This is a genomic window from Cedecea sp. Ae19-4 (assembly GCF_059801165.1).
The window spans coordinates 64,720-81,939 of record NZ_JBCHWG010000001.1; the positions used below are offsets into that span (position 1 = coordinate 64,720).

At 58.0% G+C, this 17,220-nt stretch carries 16 protein-coding genes; 9 read left to right on the plus strand and 7 right to left on the minus strand.

What is annotated here, in order from left to right; all coding sequences use genetic code 11:
- Positions 1–65 precede the first annotated feature (65 nt).
- The 3 genes from AAIE02_RS00320 to puuE are packed head-to-tail and all read left to right on the plus strand — an operon-like array spanning position 66 to position 2,494.
- Positions 66–779 carry a GntR family transcriptional regulator gene (locus AAIE02_RS00320; protein WP_008457275.1) on the plus strand — a complete coding sequence of 238 codons (714 nt, stop codon included), beginning with the start codon at positions 66–68 and terminating at the stop codon, positions 777–779.
- Between the two features lie 2 nt (positions 780–781).
- Entirely contained in the window at positions 782–1,519 is a 738-nt protein-coding gene (gene hpxA / locus AAIE02_RS00325) for an allantoin racemase (protein WP_498531772.1), read from the plus strand.
- Between the two features lie 18 nt (positions 1,520–1,537).
- Positions 1,538–2,494 (plus strand): allantoinase PuuE, encoded by a 957-nt coding sequence (puuE, locus tag AAIE02_RS00330; RefSeq protein ID WP_498531773.1) that lies wholly within the window; start codon positions 1,538–1,540, stop codon positions 2,492–2,494.
- A gap of 460 nt (positions 2,495–2,954) precedes the next feature.
- Here puuE and hpxZ read toward each other — a convergent pair whose 3' ends face one another.
- From hpxZ to AAIE02_RS00350, 4 genes are read right to left on the minus strand one after another with little or no spacing between them, the layout of a single operon-like run.
- Positions 2,955–3,338: an oxalurate catabolism protein HpxZ gene (gene hpxZ, locus AAIE02_RS00335; RefSeq protein WP_498531774.1), complete on the minus strand. Its 384-nt coding sequence runs from the start codon at positions 3,336–3,338 to the stop codon at positions 2,955–2,957.
- On the minus strand, positions 3,339–4,715 hold the full coding sequence (locus AAIE02_RS00340) for an AtzE family amidohydrolase (RefSeq protein ID WP_498531775.1): 1,377 nt from the start codon (positions 4,713–4,715) through the stop codon (positions 3,339–3,341).
- Positions 4,712–4,900 (minus strand): oxalurate catabolism protein HpxX, encoded by a 189-nt coding sequence (gene hpxX / locus AAIE02_RS00345; protein WP_008457287.1) that lies wholly within the window; start codon positions 4,898–4,900, stop codon positions 4,712–4,714. The genes AAIE02_RS00340 and hpxX overlap by 4 nt, the downstream gene beginning before the upstream one ends.
- Before the next feature lie 11 nt (positions 4,901–4,911).
- Positions 4,912–6,495 (minus strand): gamma-glutamyltransferase, encoded by a 1,584-nt coding sequence (locus tag AAIE02_RS00350; protein ID WP_166994255.1) that lies wholly within the window; start codon positions 6,493–6,495, stop codon positions 4,912–4,914.
- Between the two features lie 122 nt (positions 6,496–6,617).
- On the opposite strand from AAIE02_RS00350, the gene AAIE02_RS00355 reads away from it, so the two are divergent.
- The 3 genes from AAIE02_RS00355 (at position 6,618) to hpxK (ending at position 10,144) form a co-directional block, all read left to right on the plus strand.
- Positions 6,618–7,457, plus strand: coding sequence for a MurR/RpiR family transcriptional regulator (locus AAIE02_RS00355; RefSeq protein ID WP_008457289.1), 840 nt, complete (start codon positions 6,618–6,620; stop codon positions 7,455–7,457).
- A gap of 186 nt (positions 7,458–7,643) precedes the next feature.
- Positions 7,644–8,885: an aminotransferase class V-fold PLP-dependent enzyme gene (locus tag AAIE02_RS00360; protein ID WP_166994259.1), complete on the plus strand. Its 1,242-nt coding sequence runs from the start codon at positions 7,644–7,646 to the stop codon at positions 8,883–8,885.
- Complete coding sequence (gene hpxK, locus AAIE02_RS00365; protein ID WP_336983801.1) at positions 8,885–10,144, plus strand: allantoate amidohydrolase; 1,260 nt, start codon at positions 8,885–8,887, stop codon at positions 10,142–10,144. The genes AAIE02_RS00360 and hpxK overlap by 1 nt, the downstream gene beginning before the upstream one ends.
- Positions 10,145–10,186: 42 nt before the next feature.
- Here hpxK and AAIE02_RS00370 read toward each other — a convergent pair whose 3' ends face one another.
- Positions 10,187–10,954, minus strand: coding sequence for an amidohydrolase (locus AAIE02_RS00370; protein WP_008457303.1), 768 nt, complete (start codon positions 10,952–10,954; stop codon positions 10,187–10,189).
- A gap of 96 nt (positions 10,955–11,050) precedes the next feature.
- Positions 11,051–13,495 (minus strand): acyl-CoA dehydrogenase FadE, encoded by a 2,445-nt coding sequence (gene fadE / locus AAIE02_RS00375; protein ID WP_008457305.1) that lies wholly within the window; start codon positions 13,493–13,495, stop codon positions 11,051–11,053.
- Between the two features lie 229 nt (positions 13,496–13,724).
- Between fadE and lpcA the strand changes: the two genes are divergently transcribed.
- Both lpcA and AAIE02_RS00385 read left to right on the plus strand, forming a co-directional pair.
- Positions 13,725–14,306 (plus strand): D-sedoheptulose 7-phosphate isomerase, encoded by a 582-nt coding sequence (gene lpcA, locus AAIE02_RS00380; RefSeq protein ID WP_008457307.1) that lies wholly within the window; start codon positions 13,725–13,727, stop codon positions 14,304–14,306.
- Positions 14,307–14,361: 55 nt separating this feature from the next.
- A complete protein-coding gene (locus AAIE02_RS00385) occupies positions 14,362–15,129 on the plus strand; it encodes a class II glutamine amidotransferase (RefSeq protein WP_498531776.1) in 768 nt (255 codons plus the stop codon).
- Here the strand turns inward: AAIE02_RS00385 and dpaA are convergent.
- The gene (dpaA, locus tag AAIE02_RS00390) at positions 15,100–15,840 is read right to left on the minus strand and encodes a peptidoglycan meso-diaminopimelic acid protein amidase (RefSeq protein WP_039300629.1); all 741 of its coding nucleotides are present in this window, start codon (positions 15,838–15,840) and stop codon (positions 15,100–15,102) included. The two genes, AAIE02_RS00385 and dpaA, sit on opposite strands and share 30 nt — an antisense overlap.
- Before the next feature lie 292 nt (positions 15,841–16,132).
- Between dpaA and dinB the strand changes: the two genes are divergently transcribed.
- Entirely contained in the window at positions 16,133–17,188 is a 1,056-nt protein-coding gene (gene dinB / locus AAIE02_RS00395) for a DNA polymerase IV (RefSeq protein ID WP_498531777.1), read from the plus strand.
- The last annotated feature ends 32 nt before the right edge of the window (positions 17,189–17,220 follow it).

Sequence of the window (17,220 nt, forward strand, 5' to 3'; positions counted from 1 at the left end):
TTGTATTCAATTATCAGTGATATTGTATACAAATAAAAAGTGCCTGGTGCTAACAGGAGAGGTGAATGAAGCGTGATTTCGGGGTGACAGCCCCAGCAGAACTGCATGATAAAGAAGCCGTTATCTGGCAATCGCTGATGACGGCGATGGTCGAACACCAGCTACCGCCAGGCAGCAAACTGCCGGAAGAAGCGCTGGCGGACGTTTTTGGCATTAGCCGAACCGGGATCCGTAAAGTCTTAACGCGCCTCGCAACGGTGCAAATGATCACCCTGCTGCCCGGGCGTGGTGCATTTGTGGCGATGCCGGACGTCGAAGAATCAAAAGCGATCTTCCAGACACGCTCCGTCCTCGAATGCGCCAACCTGCCTCATGTCCTCGAGCATCTTCAGGCGCCGCACCTGGCCGCGCTGCGTAAAATCATCCAGCAGGAAGAAAAAGCGCACCGCGACGGAGACGGGCCGGCGGCCATCCGCCTTTCAGCGGCGTTTCATATTCAGCTGCAGGCTATCTCCGGCAATGCCGTGCTGACGGAAATGGTCACCAGTTTGACGCACCGCTCCTCGCTGGTGATCGCTGCCTGGGGCGCGCCGTGGCAGCGGGGCTGCCGCTGTGACGATCATGAACACCTTATCGATCTGCTGCGTAAAAAAGACATTGAGCCGCTGACCCTGGCGATGAAGCACCACTTCGATCACATTGTTTCCAGCCTGCATTTTGAGCGCAGCGGTGAAACCACCCCAGACTTCGCCCGCCTCTTTGGCACCCGACAGGAATAACCATGCCACAGCCTATTATTCAAGTGATCAACCCCAACACCAGCCTGGCGATGACGCACACCATTGCAGAAGCCGCGCGTAGCGTTGCCGCCCCCGGTACGCAAATCCTCGCGACCTGTCCGGAGCAGGGCGTGGAGTCAATAGAAGGGCACTTTGACGAAGCCATTGCGGCCATCGGTGTGCTGGAACAAATTCAGCAGGGCAAAGCGCAGGGCGCGAGCGGGCACGTCATCGCCTGCTTTGGCGACCCAGGGCTGCTGGCTGCGCGTGAGATAGCCAGCGGGCCGGTGATTGGCATTGCCGAAGCGGCCATGCATATGGCCACGATGGTCGCCACCCGCTTCTCTATTGTCACCACGCTGCCACGTACGGTGATCATCGCCCGCCATTTGCTGCAGCAATACGGCTTCGAGCATCACTGCGCGGCGCTGCATGCCATCGATCTGCCCGTGCTGGCGCTGGAAGACGGCACCGGGCTGGCCCAGCGCATGGTGCGTGAGCGCTGTATTCAGGCCAAAAAAGAAGACAACAGTGGGGCGATCGTGCTGGGCTGTGGCGGCATGGCAAACCTGGCGAAAGAGCTGACCGAAGAGATCGGTATCCCGGTTATCGACGGCGTCACCGCGGCGGTGAAGCTGGTGGAGTCGCTGGCTGCGCTGGGGATCGGCACCAGCAAATTTGGCGATCTCGCTTATCCGAATAAAAAGCCGCTTTCCGGCTCTTTTGCTCGTCTGGGTTAAGGTTAAAAGAGGCCAACTATGACGGAAGAACAAAAGCGTAATCGCTACCCTTTTACCGAAAACTACCCGCGCGATCTCGCTGGTTATGCCGGCAACCCTCCCCATGCGCAGTGGCCGAACGGCGCGCGTATTGCGGTTCAGTTTGTCCTGAACTTTGAAGAAGGGGCGGAAAACAACGTGCTGCACGGCGACAGCGGCTCGGAACAATTTCTCTCCGACATCATCGGGGCGGCCAGTTTCCCGGACCGCCATATGTCGATGGACTCCCTGTACGAATACGGCTCCCGGGCAGGGTTCTGGCGTATCCATAATGAATTCCAGAAGCGCGGTCTGCCTCTGACGGTGTTTGGCGTCGCCATGGCGCTGGCCCGCAACCCGGAGATCGTGGCCGCGATCAAAGCCGCTGACTACGACGTGGTCAGCCACGGCTGGCGCTGGATCCATTATCAGAGTATGGACGTTGCCACCGAGCGCCAGCACCTGCATCAGGCGATGGAAGTCCTGGAAGATCTGTTTGGCTCCCGCCCGCTCGGTTGGTACACCGGGCGCGACAGCCCTAATACCCGCAGGCTGGTGGTTGAGCAAGGCGGTATCCTGTACGACAGCGATTACTACGGCGACGATCTGCCTTTCTGGAGCAAAGTGGCCTGCGAAGACGGCAGCACCAAACCTCACCTGATCGTGCCGTACACGCTGGATACCAATGACATGCGCTTCGCCACCGCGCAGGGGTTCAATACCGCCGAGCAGTTTTACACCTACCTGAAAGACAGTTTTGACGTGCTGTATGAAGAAGGCGACACGGCACCGAAGATGATGTCTATCGGCATGCATTGCCGCCTGTTAGGGCGACCGGGCCGTTTCCGGGCCTTGCAGCGTTTTCTGGATTACGTGCAGCAACATGAAGGGGTGTGGATTTGCAGAAGGCAGGACATTGCCGAGCATTGGGTGAAGACGCACCCGTTTGTTGAATGATGTTATTGGCCTTCCCATTCTTTTGTGGATGCCATTTTTATACAGATATGTCTTTGAGGCTCGTTTCTGAGATATTTGTTACTTTGTTGCTGTTCCGTTCACCCGTATCTCTGCTTCCCCTGCACGTTCAGAGCACGGTGAACCTGTCAGGGAGATAACGCCATCTCCCTGACAACCCTGGCCGCCCGGCTAGCTCAACCCCGCCTGAGTTGGGTCATAGCCGGAGGCTGAGAGCGTCGGGAACGCATCTCAGCCGACCGAGGACTGGGAGATAAAACGGAGGTCTGCCGATTCAGCGGTCGATTTATTTCGCCGGGAGTCCGGGTTCTTAGGGGAGTGACGGTGACTCCCCTAAGACGTTCACCTGTATGGTGGCAACATATGAAGCGGTATTTAAGGTGAACGGAACACGACATGGGCTTTCATAAACAGAAGATTTTTATGGTGAAGAAACAGACTATCACCCCATTAAACTCACATGCGCCGCCACAATCTTCCAGCCTGAGGCAAACCGGACCCAGGTCTGCATCTGGCGGCCAATCTTATCGCTGCCTTCTCGGGTAAACTCAGTGCTCGCCACCGCGAGGTCGTCGCTGAAGGTGGTGATAACGGTATTTCTCAACTGGCGATCCAGCCCCTTCGGCGAACGCCCGTTGCGGAAAGCGCGGATCTGCTCAATGCCATAAAGGTTTTCCGTTGCGCCAAAACGCACGGTGCGAGCATCCTCCCAAAACAGCTCATCCAGAACGGCGACATCATTGCTAATCAGCGCCTGCTCGTAGCGATAAAATGCCGCAGTGACTTCATTTAAAACGGCCGGGCGGTCGATATTATCTCGCATCATTTAACTTACCTTCGTCTGTAAAATACCCTGAGATTCCAGGCGGCGAGCGGCCTGCAAACACACGTCTTCCCGCCACGGTGCGGCAATTAATTGCACGCCAATCGGTAAACCGCTGGCCGCGACCAGCGGGGCGCTGACAACCGGTAATCCCAGGAAAGAGATTGGCTGCGTCAGGATGCCCATGCTGGCTTTGACCGGGATATCTTGCCCGTTGATATGCATGGTTTGCTGCCCGATAAGCGTGGCGCAGCATGGCGTGGCGGGGGCAACAAGCAGATCAAAATGGTCAAACAGCGGCTGCGTGCGATCGCGGAACCAGGCCCGGAAACGCTGAGCCTGGGTGTACCAGGCTGACGGCGTCATGGCCCCCGCCAGCAGGCGTTCGCGCGAGTTAGGTTCGAAGCGCTCAGGGCTGGTTCGCAGTGCGGGCAGGTACTGATTTCCCCCTTCGGCGGCGGTCAGCAAAAAAGCCGCCGAACGGGCGAGTTCGGCTTCCGGCATAGAAACTTTTTCCGTAGCCTGGAGCGCTTTGGCTACCCGGCTAACGGCTTCTTTGGCATCTGCGTCACACCAGCTTTCAAAGAAACCCTCCAGCACCGCCACGCGAAGCGGCGTATCACGCTCAAGCGCTGCGCAAACCGGCTCAATGGCGCGCGAAGTCTGAAAAGGATCGCTACTGTCGTACCCTTGCAGCACATCGTAAACCGCCGCGACATCCTCCACGCTCCGAGCCAGCGGGCCGATATGGTCGAGGCTGGCGACAAAAGGATGGCTGCCGCCGCGCGACAGGCGACCAAAAGTCGGCTTCAGGCCCACGAGCCCGCAAAGTGAAGACGGGACGCGAATGGAGCCGTTGGTGTCGGTGCCAAGGGTGAAGTTCACCATGCCCGCAGCTACAGCTGCCGCTGAGCCGCCGGACGAGCCGCCCGCAATACGTGACAGATCGTGCGGGTTTTTGGTGGCTCCGTAATAACTGTTTTCCGTGGTGAAGCCGTAGGCATAGGCATCCATATTCAACGCCCCGCTTAGCATTCCCCCCGCTTTTTGCAGCCGTGTAATAGCGAAGGCATCTTCAGAGGCCGCGGGTTGCCCGGCAAACAACTCCGCACCTGCAAGGGTTGTTACCCCTTTAATGTCGAAAAGATTTTTTATCGCGTAAGGCACGCCCGCGAGCGCTGGCAAAGGGCTGCCGCGACCGATCAGTTGGTCTACCGAGGCCGCCTCCTCCAGAAGACGATCCTGGGTGATTTCCGTAAAGGCATTAAGCTGCGGGTTTCGCTGCTCAATCTTTGCCAGCGTTTGCCGGGCCAGTTCGGTAGCTGAAAAATCTTTGTCCCGCAGTCCCTGCTGGATCTGTCGGATAGAAAGGGCGGTCATAGCGTATAAACTCCGGCAGTTTCCTGGCGATCGGCAAGCGGGAAGGCCATCAGCGGTCCAGCCATGGCCGCAATACGTGTCAGCTGCAACTCCAGCTCTTTGCGGCGCTCGTCGGTCAGCGGCACGGCGAGCAGTTGCTCCATCAGGACAATGTAGTGCTGCCAGTCAAAAGAAGATTGGTTCATTGGTATTTTCCTCAAAAGCCTGCGGCGCTGCCGTTGCTGCGCGGATCCCACGCACCTTCGAGCATGCCATTGGTATGTCTGACGATGGCGCCGGCGTGGCCGACGATCTCGCTGAAGGCGGGGACTGTTTCTACCTCGTGTCCGAGGGCTTCAAGCGCGTTGACGGTGTCCTGGCTAAAGCGGCTCTCAAGCTTGAGGCTGTCGGAAACTTGCCCCCAGGTGCGGCCCAGCAGCCAGCGCGGCGCGCAAATGGCCTCCTGTAAACCGATGCCCTGAAGTACATAGCGGGTAAAGATTGTCGCCTGCGTCTGCGGCTGGCCGTCGCCGCCCATCGAGCCGTAAACCAGCGTTCTGCCGTCGGCGAGCCTGGCTGCTGCCGGGTTCAGGGTGTGGAACGGTTTTTTGCCCGGCGCCAGCGCCAGCAGATGCTCTGCATCGAGGCTGAAAGATGCCCCGCGGTTTTGCCACAGCACGCCGCTTTGGGGTAGCACAACCCCGCTGCCGAATTCGTGATAAATACTTTGAATAAACGACACGGCCAGGCCATTCCCGTCAATGACGCCCATCCAGACCGTGTCGCCGGGGCCTTTACCTTTGCCCCACGGGGCGGCGCTTTGGTCATCAATTTTTGCGGCCAGCAGATCCAGCGCCTCGGGATCTAACAGGTTTTGTATTGAGGTCGCGATCAGGCGCGGGTCGGTGATGTGCTTGTCGCGCAGCGCAAAGGCTTTTTTAGTGGCTTCCACGATGCGGTGTACGGTTTGAACTTCACTGGCGTTTGCCATCGACAGGCGGTCGGTAATGCCGAGGATCGCCAGCGAGACCAGCCCTTGCGTAGGCGGGGCGAGGTTAAAAACTTCCCCGGCCTGGTGCTCAAGGCGAAGCGGTTTGCTGCGGGTTGCCCGATGTGCGGCGAGGTCAGCCGCGGTGATTGGCAGTCCCAGTTCAGCCAGCTCTTCGGCAATGATTGAAGCCAGCGGGCCGCGATAGAAACTGTCCAGGCCTTCTACGGTCATTCGCGTCAGGGTCCTGGCCAGCCGGGGCTGCGTGAAACGACTCCCGGTCGCGGGCACTTCACCGCGCTGCAGGAACGTGTCGGCAAAACCTGGAATATCAACCAGCTCTGCGTATTTGCTTTGTGTCGCGTTCGCCTGAGAGGCGGTGACCGGGATCCCGTCCGCCGCATAGCGAATAGCATCGGCCATCAGACGGGAAAGCGGCATCTGCCCGCCGCCAAGCTCCGATGACACTTTCAGTGCTTCTGCCCAGCCGCTCAGCGTGCCGGGCACGGTCAACGCAGCACGGGTGCCGCGGTGGGGAATAGCGCGTTCTCCCCGGTAGAAATCCAGTGACGCCAGCGATCCGGCGGCCCCGCTGGCGTCGATGGCCACAGGTTCCCCCTCAGGCGGAACAATCAGCCAGAATCCATCCCCGCCTATACCGTTCATATGGGGATAAACCACCGCGATAGTGGCGGCTGCGGCGACCATCGCTTCAACGGCATCACCGCCCTGACGCAGCACAGACAGCGCACTTTCAGAAGCCAGATGATGGGGCGTCACCGCCATGCCTCCGGGGGCCATATTGCTTTGCATATTTTTCTTCTCTTGCAGGAAATCCGCTCGGGTAGGGGAGTCAGAAGCAAGAGATGTTCCAGGTTGACGAGGATCGTTTCACTGTGTCAGGCTTTGATGAAACAAAAGTTGCAGGAGTCGGCATGAAACAGTTAGACGAGCGGTTGCGGGCGTCATGGGCGCTCTTTTCCCCGCAGGAGCAGCGCGTGGCCTCGTTCATCGTTGACCACTTTGATGACTTGATCAGCTACAACAGCGCCGAGTTGGCGCGGCTTTCAGGCGTGTCCAAGGCCACCGTGAGCCGCCTGTTTAAGCGCTTAGGTTACGAGCGCTACAAAGATATGCGCGAAGAGCTGCGGACCCTGCGCCAGAGCGGGATGCCGCTGACGGAAAACCGCGATGCCGTGCAGGGCAACACGCTGCTGGCGCGTCATTACAAGCAGGAAATGGCGAACCTTACTCAACTGGTGAATCAGCTGGAAGCGGGCCCGTTTGCCGAAGTGGTCAAGGCCCTTGTGACCGGAAAACGGCTGTTTATCATTGGGATGCGAAACTCCTGGCCGGTGGCGATGCACTTGCGCCAGCAGCTTTTGCAGGTGCGCAGCGGCGTACATCTGCTCCCGCAGCCGGGGCAGACGCTGGCGGAAGAGCTGGTGGATATCGGCCCGGAAGATTGCGTCGTCACCGTGGCGTTTCGCCGCAGGCCGCGCATTATTAAGCCACTGCTCACCAGTTTACAGCAGCGCGGTATACCGCTGGTGATGCTGAGCGAACCGGGTTCGGCGGTGCTGGCAAGTTATCCTGGCTGGCATTTGAGCGCGCCGCTCGACAGCGTTTCGGCGTTTGACAGCTACAGCAGCGCCATGAGCCTGGTGAATTTACTGGCTAACGCGGTGCTGCATGAATCATTGACCAGTGGGCGTCAGCGTATCCATAATATCGCTGAATTGTATACAGAGCTGGACGAACTCGAACAGCGTTGATGCTCCTCGACGGTGCAACTGCACAGTTCGGGTGAGCCAAAAGAGTTCATCGTTTTTACCCAAACCTGTTTTTCCGCGCTGGCTTAAGTCTGTCAGCCGGAAAAAATTTTGCCTGCGGCTGGCACATTAGTTGCAAAAGATGATTATAAGAATCTTTTGTTTCAATCTCAGACTCAAGGAATCGCCATGTTTGATATTCAGCAGTTTTCCCAGATCAACCCGCCGCACCGTTTGCTGATGGGGCCAGGCCCGATCAATGCCGATCCGCGCGTGCTGCGTGCCATGGCGAGCCAGCTTATCGGCCAGTATGACCCGGTGATGACGGGATATATGAATGAGGTGATGGTGCTGTACCGCGAGCTCTTCCGCACCGAAAACAAATGGACGATGCTGGTGGACGGCACTTCCCGCGCCGGGATCGAGGCCATTTTGCTGTCGGCTATTCGCCCTGGCGATAAAGTGCTTGTGCCAGTGTTTGGCCGTTTTGGTCACCTGCTGTGTGAGATTGCCCGCCGCTGCCGCGCCGAAGTGCACACCATTGAAGTGCCGTGGGGCGAAGTATTCAGCCCGCAGCAAATCGAAGACGCCATCAAAGCGGTAAAACCTCGCCTGCTACTGACCGTGCAGGGCGATACTTCCACCACGATGCTGCAGCCGCTGGCAGAACTGGGGGAGATCTGCCGCCGCCACGGCGTGCTGTTCTACACCGATGCTACAGCATCGTTTGGCGGGAACGAACTGCTCACCGATGCCTGGGGACTGGATGCCGTTTCCGCCGGATTGCAGAAGTGCCTGGGCGGCCCGTCAGGCAGCTCACCGGTCACCCTTAGTCCGAAAATGGAAGAGGCCATTCGCCGCCGTAAATGCGTGGAAGAAGGCATTCGCACTGCCGCCCATCAGGACGGGGACGAAGAGATGATCTACTCCAACTACTTCGATCTGGGCATGATCATGGACTACTGGGGGCCGGAACGTCTTAATCACCACACCGAAGCGACGAGCATGCTGTTTGCTGCCCGTGAGTGCGCCCGCGTGATCCTGGAAGAAGGTCTGGACGTCGGTATTGCCCGTCATGAGCTGCACGGCAGGGCGATGGTGGCGGGGATCCAGGGCATGGGGCTGGAAACTTTCGGCGATCTTGACCACAAGATGAACAACGTCCTCGGCGTGGCTATCCCGGCGCAGGTTCACGGCGAAGAGGTTCGTAAGCTGCTGCTGGAAGATTTCCATATCGAGATCGGCACCTCCTTCGGCCCGCTACAGGGCAAAATCTGGCGCATCGGCACCATGGGCTACAACGCACGCAAAGACTGCGTGCTGCAAACGCTCACCGCGCTGGAAGCGGTGCTTAACCGTCTCGGCTTTAAAAGCGTGCAGGGTGAAGCGATGCAGGCAGCGTGGAACGTTTACGCGCAGGGTGCCCGCTAATGGGCGCGCCGCTTATGGATGCTAACTATGCCGCGGTTGCCGCCCAGCGCGTCATGGACAGGGCTGACCAGCTAGCTGCTATCAGCGAAAGCGCGGGCCAGCTGACACGGGTTTACCTTTCGGTGCAACATTTGCGGGCGAATCAGCTGGTCGCTGGCTGGATGGAGCAGCTCGGCATGACGACCTGGCAGGACGCTGTCGGCAATATTTGTGGGCGTTACGAAGGCAGGCAAGAAGGCGCGCAGGCGATTTTGCTGGGATCCCATCTTGATACGGTGCGCAATGCGGGCCGCTACGATGGGATGCTCGGCGTGCTGTGTGCCCTGGAAGTGGTCGCGTACCTTTATCAAAACAATATCCAGCTCGAGCAGGCCATCGAAATTGTCGGTTTTGGCGATGAAGAAGGCACCCGCTTTGGGGTTACCCTGCTGGGGAGCCGAGGCATCACCGGCAGTTGGCCGGCGCATTGGCTGAGCTGTGAAGATGCCAGCGGCGTCAGCGTGGCGCAGGCCATGACGATTGCCGGTCTGGATCCGACGCGTATTGCCAGCGCGGAGCGGCCAAAAAGCGATTTCAGCGCTTACCTTGAGCTGCATATCGAGCAGGGACCGGTGCTGGAAGAGCAGGGCCTTGCGCTGGGCGTGGTCACGGCCATTAACGGCGCCCGTCGCCTGAACTGCAGCTTTACCGGCCATGCGGGCCATGCGGGGACGGTGCCAATGGCGCTGCGCAAAGATGCGCTGGCCGCCGCTGCCGAATGGATGACATTTATTGAATCCGCCACGCGCCGCCACGGCCCCGACGAAGTTGCCACGGTGGGAACGTTAAGCTGCGCGCCAGGCGCGGTGAACGTCATCCCTGGCGACGTTCAGCTTACGCTGGACATTCGCAGCCCGCGTGACGAAAGCCTGGCGAGTTTGTTAGGCCAGCTTCTTGCCGAAGGGGAAGCGATTGCCGCCCGTCGCGGTATGCAGTTTACCGCAGAAGCCTACTACGCTATTCCAGCCACGCCGTGTGATGCGGCATTGCAGGCAACGCTAACGCAGGCGGTGAGCGAAGTTCAGGGGCGGAGCCTGTCGTTGCCAAGCGGCGCAGGGCACGACGCCATTGCCATCGCCGAGCGTTGGCCGAGCGCTATGCTGTTTGTTCGCTGCGAGAAGGGTATCAGCCATCATCCGGCAGAATCCGTTATTGAAAGCGACGTGGCCCTTGCCGTCCAGGCTTTCACTCGCGCCGTGACTGTGCTGGCGGAACAATAAAAAAACCGGCCTGAATAGGCCGGTTTCTGCATACTTTCATTCTTAAAGGCTGAAAGGATCGGCATCCTGCCAGGCCGGGAATTTCTCCCGGTACTCCCGCAGCGCAATCAGCGAAAGATCGGCATCAAGTCGTGCCGCCTGGTGAGGTTCAACGCTCGCCAGGATCTCGCCCTGCGGGCTGATGATCCGGCTGTCGCCCCGGTAATGGTGGCCGTTGCCGTCGGTGCCCACGCGATTGCAGCCTGCCACATAAGCCTGGTTCTCAATGGCGCGCGCCTGCAGCAGGCTTTGCCAGTGCAGAGAGCGCGGCGCGGGCCAGTTGGCGACGTACAGCGCCAGATCGTAGTCGTTGCGATTGCGGGACCACACCGGGAAGCGCAGGTCGTAGCAAACCAGCGGTAAAATACGCCAGCCCTTCCACTCAATAATCACGCGTTCTTCCCCGGCCTGATAATGATGATGCTCATCGGCCATGCGGAACAGGTGGCGCTTATCGTAGAAATGCACTTTGCCGTCCGGCTGAACCAGCAGGAAGCGGTTCACCGGCCCGCGTTCGGTTTGCAGAGCGGCGCTGCCGGCGATCATCGCCTGCGTTTGCTGGGCTTTGAACTGCATCCAGTCAATCACTTCCTGTTCCGGCATTGACTGCACGGCGGCTTCCATCGCGAAGCCGGTGGTGAACATTTCCGGCAGAATAATCAGGTCACGTCCGCGCACGCCCTCCAGCAGCACATCAAAATGACGCAGGTTCGCGGCACCGTCCATCCAGACGAGCGGTTGTTGCAGAACGGAAACTTTCAGACCAGACACCATCGGCAGCCTCTTAGCAGAATATTTCATCCACTGTAGCACGAGAAAAAGTGCTTTTGTTGGCAATAAAAAACCCCTCATAAGAGGGGTTAATGGTCAGGCGGCTTCAACCTTTCTGTGCTTTTCCGGCACCTTCACCGGCTGTGTCGCCAGCGCCTCCGGATCAAACTCATCCACGTTGATGCTGCGCAGGCGGCTGGCTTCCGCTTTGGTCAGAATCGCCGCTTCATCGGCGGTGATCTTGCCTTCACCCAGCAGCTGCTTCGCCAGTTCATCCAGGCGAGTGAACGGCAGATTGCGCTTCAGCTCTTTGCATACGCGCTGGTGGATTGGCTCGGCGGCCATAATATCCAGCAGAGCGGCTTCCAGCAGGCCAGCAGGGTTATGCTCGCTTGGCGTCAGGTACTGACCGCGGCCAATACGCGACCGGGTTGCGGACGGCACCTGCAGGATTTTCGCCAGCTTGTGGTCCAGCACATCGGACGGCGCATCGTAGCGGCGACCCAGCGGGAAGATAACCAGCCGCAGCGTACCGGCCACAAAGCGGTTCGGGAAGTTGCGCAGCAGGTCATCAATCGCCTGTTCGGCCTGGAACAGCGCATCCTGCACGCCCCAGTGAACCAGCGGCAGATCGGCTTCGTTACGCCCTTCATCTTCGTAGCGTTTCAGCACCGCCGTCGCCAGATAAAGCTGGCTCAGCACATCACCCAGGCGGGCAGAGATACGCTCTCTGCGCTTCAGGCTACCGCCCAGCACGGCCATGGAGACATCCGACAGCAGCGCCAGGTTGGCGCTCAGGCGGTTGATGTACTGGTAGTAGCGTTTAGTTGCATCGCGGGTCGGCGTGCTGCTGCCGAGGCCGTTGGTCAGGCCCAGCCACAGGCTGCGCATTTTGTTGCTGCCCACGTGGCCGATGTGCTTGAACAGCAGCTTATCGAAGGCATTCACGTCGTTATTCTGCGCCGCGGCCATCTCTTCCAGCACGTACGGATGGCAGCGAATTGCGCCCTGGCCGAAGATGATCATGCTGCGGGTCAGAATGTTAGCGCCTTCAACGGTGATGGCGATCGGCGCGCCCTGGTAAGCACGGGCCACGAAGTTAGCGTCGCCGAGCATGATGCCTTTCCCGCCGACGATATCCATCGCATCAAGAATGGCGCGCTGACCACGGTGGGTACAGTGGTACTTAACAATCGCAGACAGTACGGCGGGTTTCTCACCGAGCACGATGCCGTAGGTAATTAAAGAAGCTGCGGCATCCATGACATACGCGTTACCGGCGATGCGTGCCAGCGGCTCTTCAATCCCTTCCATTTTACCGATAGAGATTTTGAACTGACGGCGAATATGCGCGTAAGCACCCGTTGCCATCGCCACGGATTTCAGGCCGCCGGTAGCGTTCGACGGCAGGGTAATGCCGCGACCTACGGACAGGCACTCAACCAGCATACGCCAGCCCTGACCGGCCATTTTTGGACCACCGATAATAAAGTCGATAGGCACAAAGATGTCGTTCCCACGGGTTGGGCCGTTCTGGAACGGCACGTTCAGCGGGAAGTGACGTTTGCCGATTTCCACGCCAGGCGTGTGGGTTGGGATCAGCGCACAGGTAATGCCGAGGTCTTCTTCGCCGCCGAGCAGGCGTTTCGGGTCAGACAGTTTGAACGCCAGGCCCAGTACGGTGGCGATAGGGGCGAGCGTGATATAGCGTTTGTTCCAGGTCAGGCGCATACCGAGCACCTGTTCACCCTGCCATTCCCCCATGCAAACCACGCCGCTGTCCGGGATTGCGCCGGCATCGGAACCGGCTTCCGGGCTGGTCAGCGCGAAGCAAGGGATTTCCAGGCCGCGTGCCAGGCGAGGCAGGTAGTGATCTTTTTGCTCTTCGGTGCCGTAGTGCTGCAGCAGTTCGCCCGGGCCTAAGGAGTTAGGCACGCCGACGGTAATCGCCAGGATCCCGGAAACGCCGGACAGTTTTTGCAGCACGCGAGCCTGAGCATAGGCTGAGAACTCGAGGCCGCCGTACTCTTTCTTGATGATCATCGCGAAGAAGCGATGCTCTTTCAGGTAAGCCCACAGCTCAGGGGGCAGGTCGGCCAGCTCATGGGTGATCTGGAAATCGTTCGCCATGCGGCAGGCTTCTTCCACCGGGCCATCAAGGAACGCCTGTTCCTCTTCGGTCAGCTTTGGCTGAGGGTAGTTATGCAGTTTTTGCCAGTCCGGCTTGCCGCGGAACAGATCGCCTTCCCACCAGGTCGTCCCGGCGTCGATGGCTTCTTTTTCGGTGCGGGACATCGGCGGCATGACTTTGCGGAAGCCACGGAAAATCGGTGCGGAGATCAGCGATTTACGCAGCGGCGTGACCAGCAGCGGCACCAGAATTACCGCCAGCGGAACCAGCACCCAGAAAGACCAGATGCCAGCGAAGCCCAGCGCGGCGGTCCACGCGAGCAGAAGCACGCTGCTAAGCAGCAGATTTGCCTGGTGATAGAACAACACACCCAGCAGAACAACGGTAAGGACAATGCTTAAAATCAACATAAAGAAAGCTCCCTTGCTTGTAGGAGGTCTGACCACTTGTGATGTATTGGTTGTAGTGGATGTTGCTTTCTTTAGCAATGTGTTTACAAAATAATTACAACCTCGCTCACATTGTTGCCGCACTTCCAGGGAAAACCCCGGCTTTACACGCGGGGTTACGCTTCTCGCTTTCGGCGCTATCCGGTACACTGCGGGATGTGAAATTCACTCAAACCTCAAGGACCTCCTCATGTACCAGGATCTTATTCGTAGTGAGCTAAATGAAGCGGCGGAAACGCTGACTAACTTCCTTAAGGATGAAGCCAACATTCATGCCATCCAGCGCGCAGCGGTGCTGCTGGCAGACAGTTTCAAAGCGGGCGGCAAAGTACTGTCCTGCGGGAACGGTGGCTCACACTGCGATGCTATGCACTTTGCGGAAGAGTTAACGGGCCGCTATCGTGAGAACCGCCCGGGCTATCCGGCGATCGCGATTTCTGACGTGAGCCACATCTCCTGCGTCAGCAACGATTTTGGCTACGACTATGTCTTCTCTCGCTACGTTGAAGCCGTTGGCCGCGAAGGCGACGTGCTGCTGGGGATCTCCACGTCCGGCAACTCCGGCAACGTCATCAAAGCGATTGAAGCTGCCCGCGCGAAAGGCATGAAAGTCATTACCCTGACCGGCAAAGACGGCGGCAAAATGGCCGGTACGGCTGACATCGAAATCCGCGTGCCGCACTTCGGCTATGCGGACCGCATTCAGGAAATTCACATCAAAGTGATCCACATCCTGATTCAGTTAATCGAAAAAGAAATGGTTAAAGCTTAGCCCGTAATGTCCCTGCTCCTCCCGGAGCAGGGGTATTCGTTGTGGGAGAGAAGAGATGTGCGAATTGCTCGGGATGAGTGCCAACGTACCGACGGATATCTGTTTTAGTTTTACCGGACTGGTGCAGCGCGGAGGCGGAACAGGCCCTCATAAAGACGGCTGGGGTATAACCTTCTACGAAGGAAAAGGCTGCCGCACGTTTAAAGATCCGCAGCCGAGCTTTAACTCGCCCATCGCCCGCCTCGTCCAGGATTACCCAATTAAATCCTGCTCGGTTATTGCGCATATTCGCCAGGCAAACCGCGGCAAGGTTGCGCTGGAAAACACCCATCCGTTCACCCGCGAACTGTGGGGCCGCAACTGGACCTATGCCCATAACGGGCAACTCAAGGGCTATCGCACGCTGGAGACGGGGACGTTCCGCCCGATTGGCGAAACGGACAGCGAGCAGGCGTTCTGCTGGCTGCTGCACAAACTCACGCAGCGTTACCCGCGCACGCCGGGCAATATGGAAGCGGTATTCCGCTACATCACTGAACTGGGCGCAGAGCTTAGAGAAAAGGGCGTGTTTAACATGCTGCTGTCGGACGGGCGCTACGTGATGGCGTTTTGCTCGACGAACCTGTTCTGGATCACCCGCAGAGCGCCATTCGGTGTCGCTAAGCTGCTGGATCAGGACGTGGAAATTGATTTTCAGGAAGAGACCACACCGAACGATGTGGTCACGGTCATCGCAACTCAGCCGCTGACCGCCAACGAAATCTGGCACAAAATTGAGCCAGGCAAGTCGGCGTTATTTTGCCTCGGTGAGCTTATAGTTTGAAGCCAGCTGCGGTTGAACTGGCGTCATCACGGCAGGTTTGCTGATGACGTAGTTCCCGCTGACCACGGCCACGCCCGGTGGTTGATGGTTAGCCGCGAAGTAGTCATAGCCCGGTTTCAGCTCTTTCCAGAAGTTGATGTAGGTGGAGTACTTGTGGCGTTCCATATTGGCGTCGGTCATGCGGAACGGGAAGATACTCACCTGTACGCGCGGCTGGCCAAACACCAAAGCCCCGGTCACAAACTGGAAGATTTCGTCGATGCCGGAGTCGGTCATGGCATAGCAGCCAATCGACACGCAGGCGCCGTGAATCATCAGGTATTTCCCTTCATAGCCGTGAGCGCGGTCAAATTCATTCGGGAAGCCAATATTAATGGCTTTATAGAAGCGGCTGTCCGGTTTTAACTGACTGCGATCAACGCTATAAAACCCTTCCGGGCTTTTAAAATCGCCCTGACGCTGTTTTGGCCCCAGGCCGCCGGAATAGTTACAGATGCGGTAACTGTTGAGGAGCTGGTACTGCTCGCCCATCTTCACCCACAGTTCCAGGGTGCGCTCTTCTTTAAAGATTTGAATATAAACCGGGGAGCCCATTAACTGCTGTCTGCTATCTTTGCCGACAGGGGCGGCGACACCGCTGCTGTTAAGCAGGCTGGCGAAAGAGAAAAACGGCATAGAGAGCATCGCAATAATCAGTGCGATCTTACGCATACTGCTTGATTCCTTGATAAACCTGAAACTAACAGCCAGGACGGCTAAAGGGACCCGAAATCAGAAAATTCTGTACAGGATTGCGCTCACATTAGCATCGTGGCTAATTTTCGCAAGCGCCAGACGCGGGCGTTTACACATTTTATTGGAATCAATTGGAGTTTTTGCGGTGTGTCACTTTATGCCCGAGGTGATGCCACTTGCAGGAAAAGATTTGGTGGCCTGCGACAATTTCCTCATTTTGAAAATTAGCTGTATACTTATCCAGTGTTATTTTTCTGGTTGAGTGGATATGCGCAAAATCATTCATGTCGATATGGACTGCTTTTTTGCCGCCGTTGAGATGCGTGATAACCCGGCCCTGCGCGATATTCCCCTCGCTATTGGCGGCAGCGCCCAACGGCGAGGCGTGATCAGCACGGCGAACTATCCCGCCAGAAAATACGGCGTGCGCAGCGCGATGTCGACCGCGATGGCGCTAAAACTCTGTCCGCATCTCACGCTATTGCCGGGCCGGTTCGACGCCTATAAAGAAGCCTCCAGCCATATTCGTGAAATCTTCTCCCGCTATACCCCGCTGATCGAACCCTTGTCGCTGGATGAAGCTTATCTGGATGTTACGGACAGCGAACACTGCCAGGGCTCGGCCACGTTGATAGCCCGCGAAATTCGTCAGGCCATTGCCGACGAACTGAACCTGACCGCCTCAGCTGGCATTGCGCCGATAAAGTTTCTGGCAAAGATTGCCTCCGACCTCAATAAACCCAACGGCCAGTATGTCATTACGCCCGAACAGGTACCGGACTTTTTAGCGACGCTACCGCTCGGGAAAATTCCCGGCGTGGGCAAAGTCACGGTGGCAAAGCTGGAAACGCTCGGTCTGCGAACCTGCGCTGACGTGCAAAATGCTGACCTGGCCATGTTGTTAAAACGCTTTGGGAAATTTGGCCGGGTGCTGTGGGAGCGCAGCCAGGGCATTGATGAGCGTGAGATCAGTAACGATCGTCAGAGAAAGTCGGTGGGGGTAGAGCGGACGCTCGCGGAAGACATTCATGAATGGCCAGAATGCGAAGAGATTATTGAACGCCTGTACCCGGAGCTTGAGAGGCGACTTGCCAAAGAGCGGGCCGACCTGCGTATCGCCCGGCAAGGCATCAAGCTGAAGTTTAATGACTTTCAGCTGACGACCCAGGAGCACGTCTGGCCGAAGCTGAACAAAGAAGACCTGATTGCCACCGCCCGTAAAACATGGGAAGAACGACGGGGAGGGCGCGGCGTCCGGCTGGTGGGGCTGCATGTGACGCTGCTCGACCCGCAACTGGAGAGGCAACTGCTGCTGGGGTTGTGAATTAGACCCTCATCCCGGCCTTCTCTCTGGAA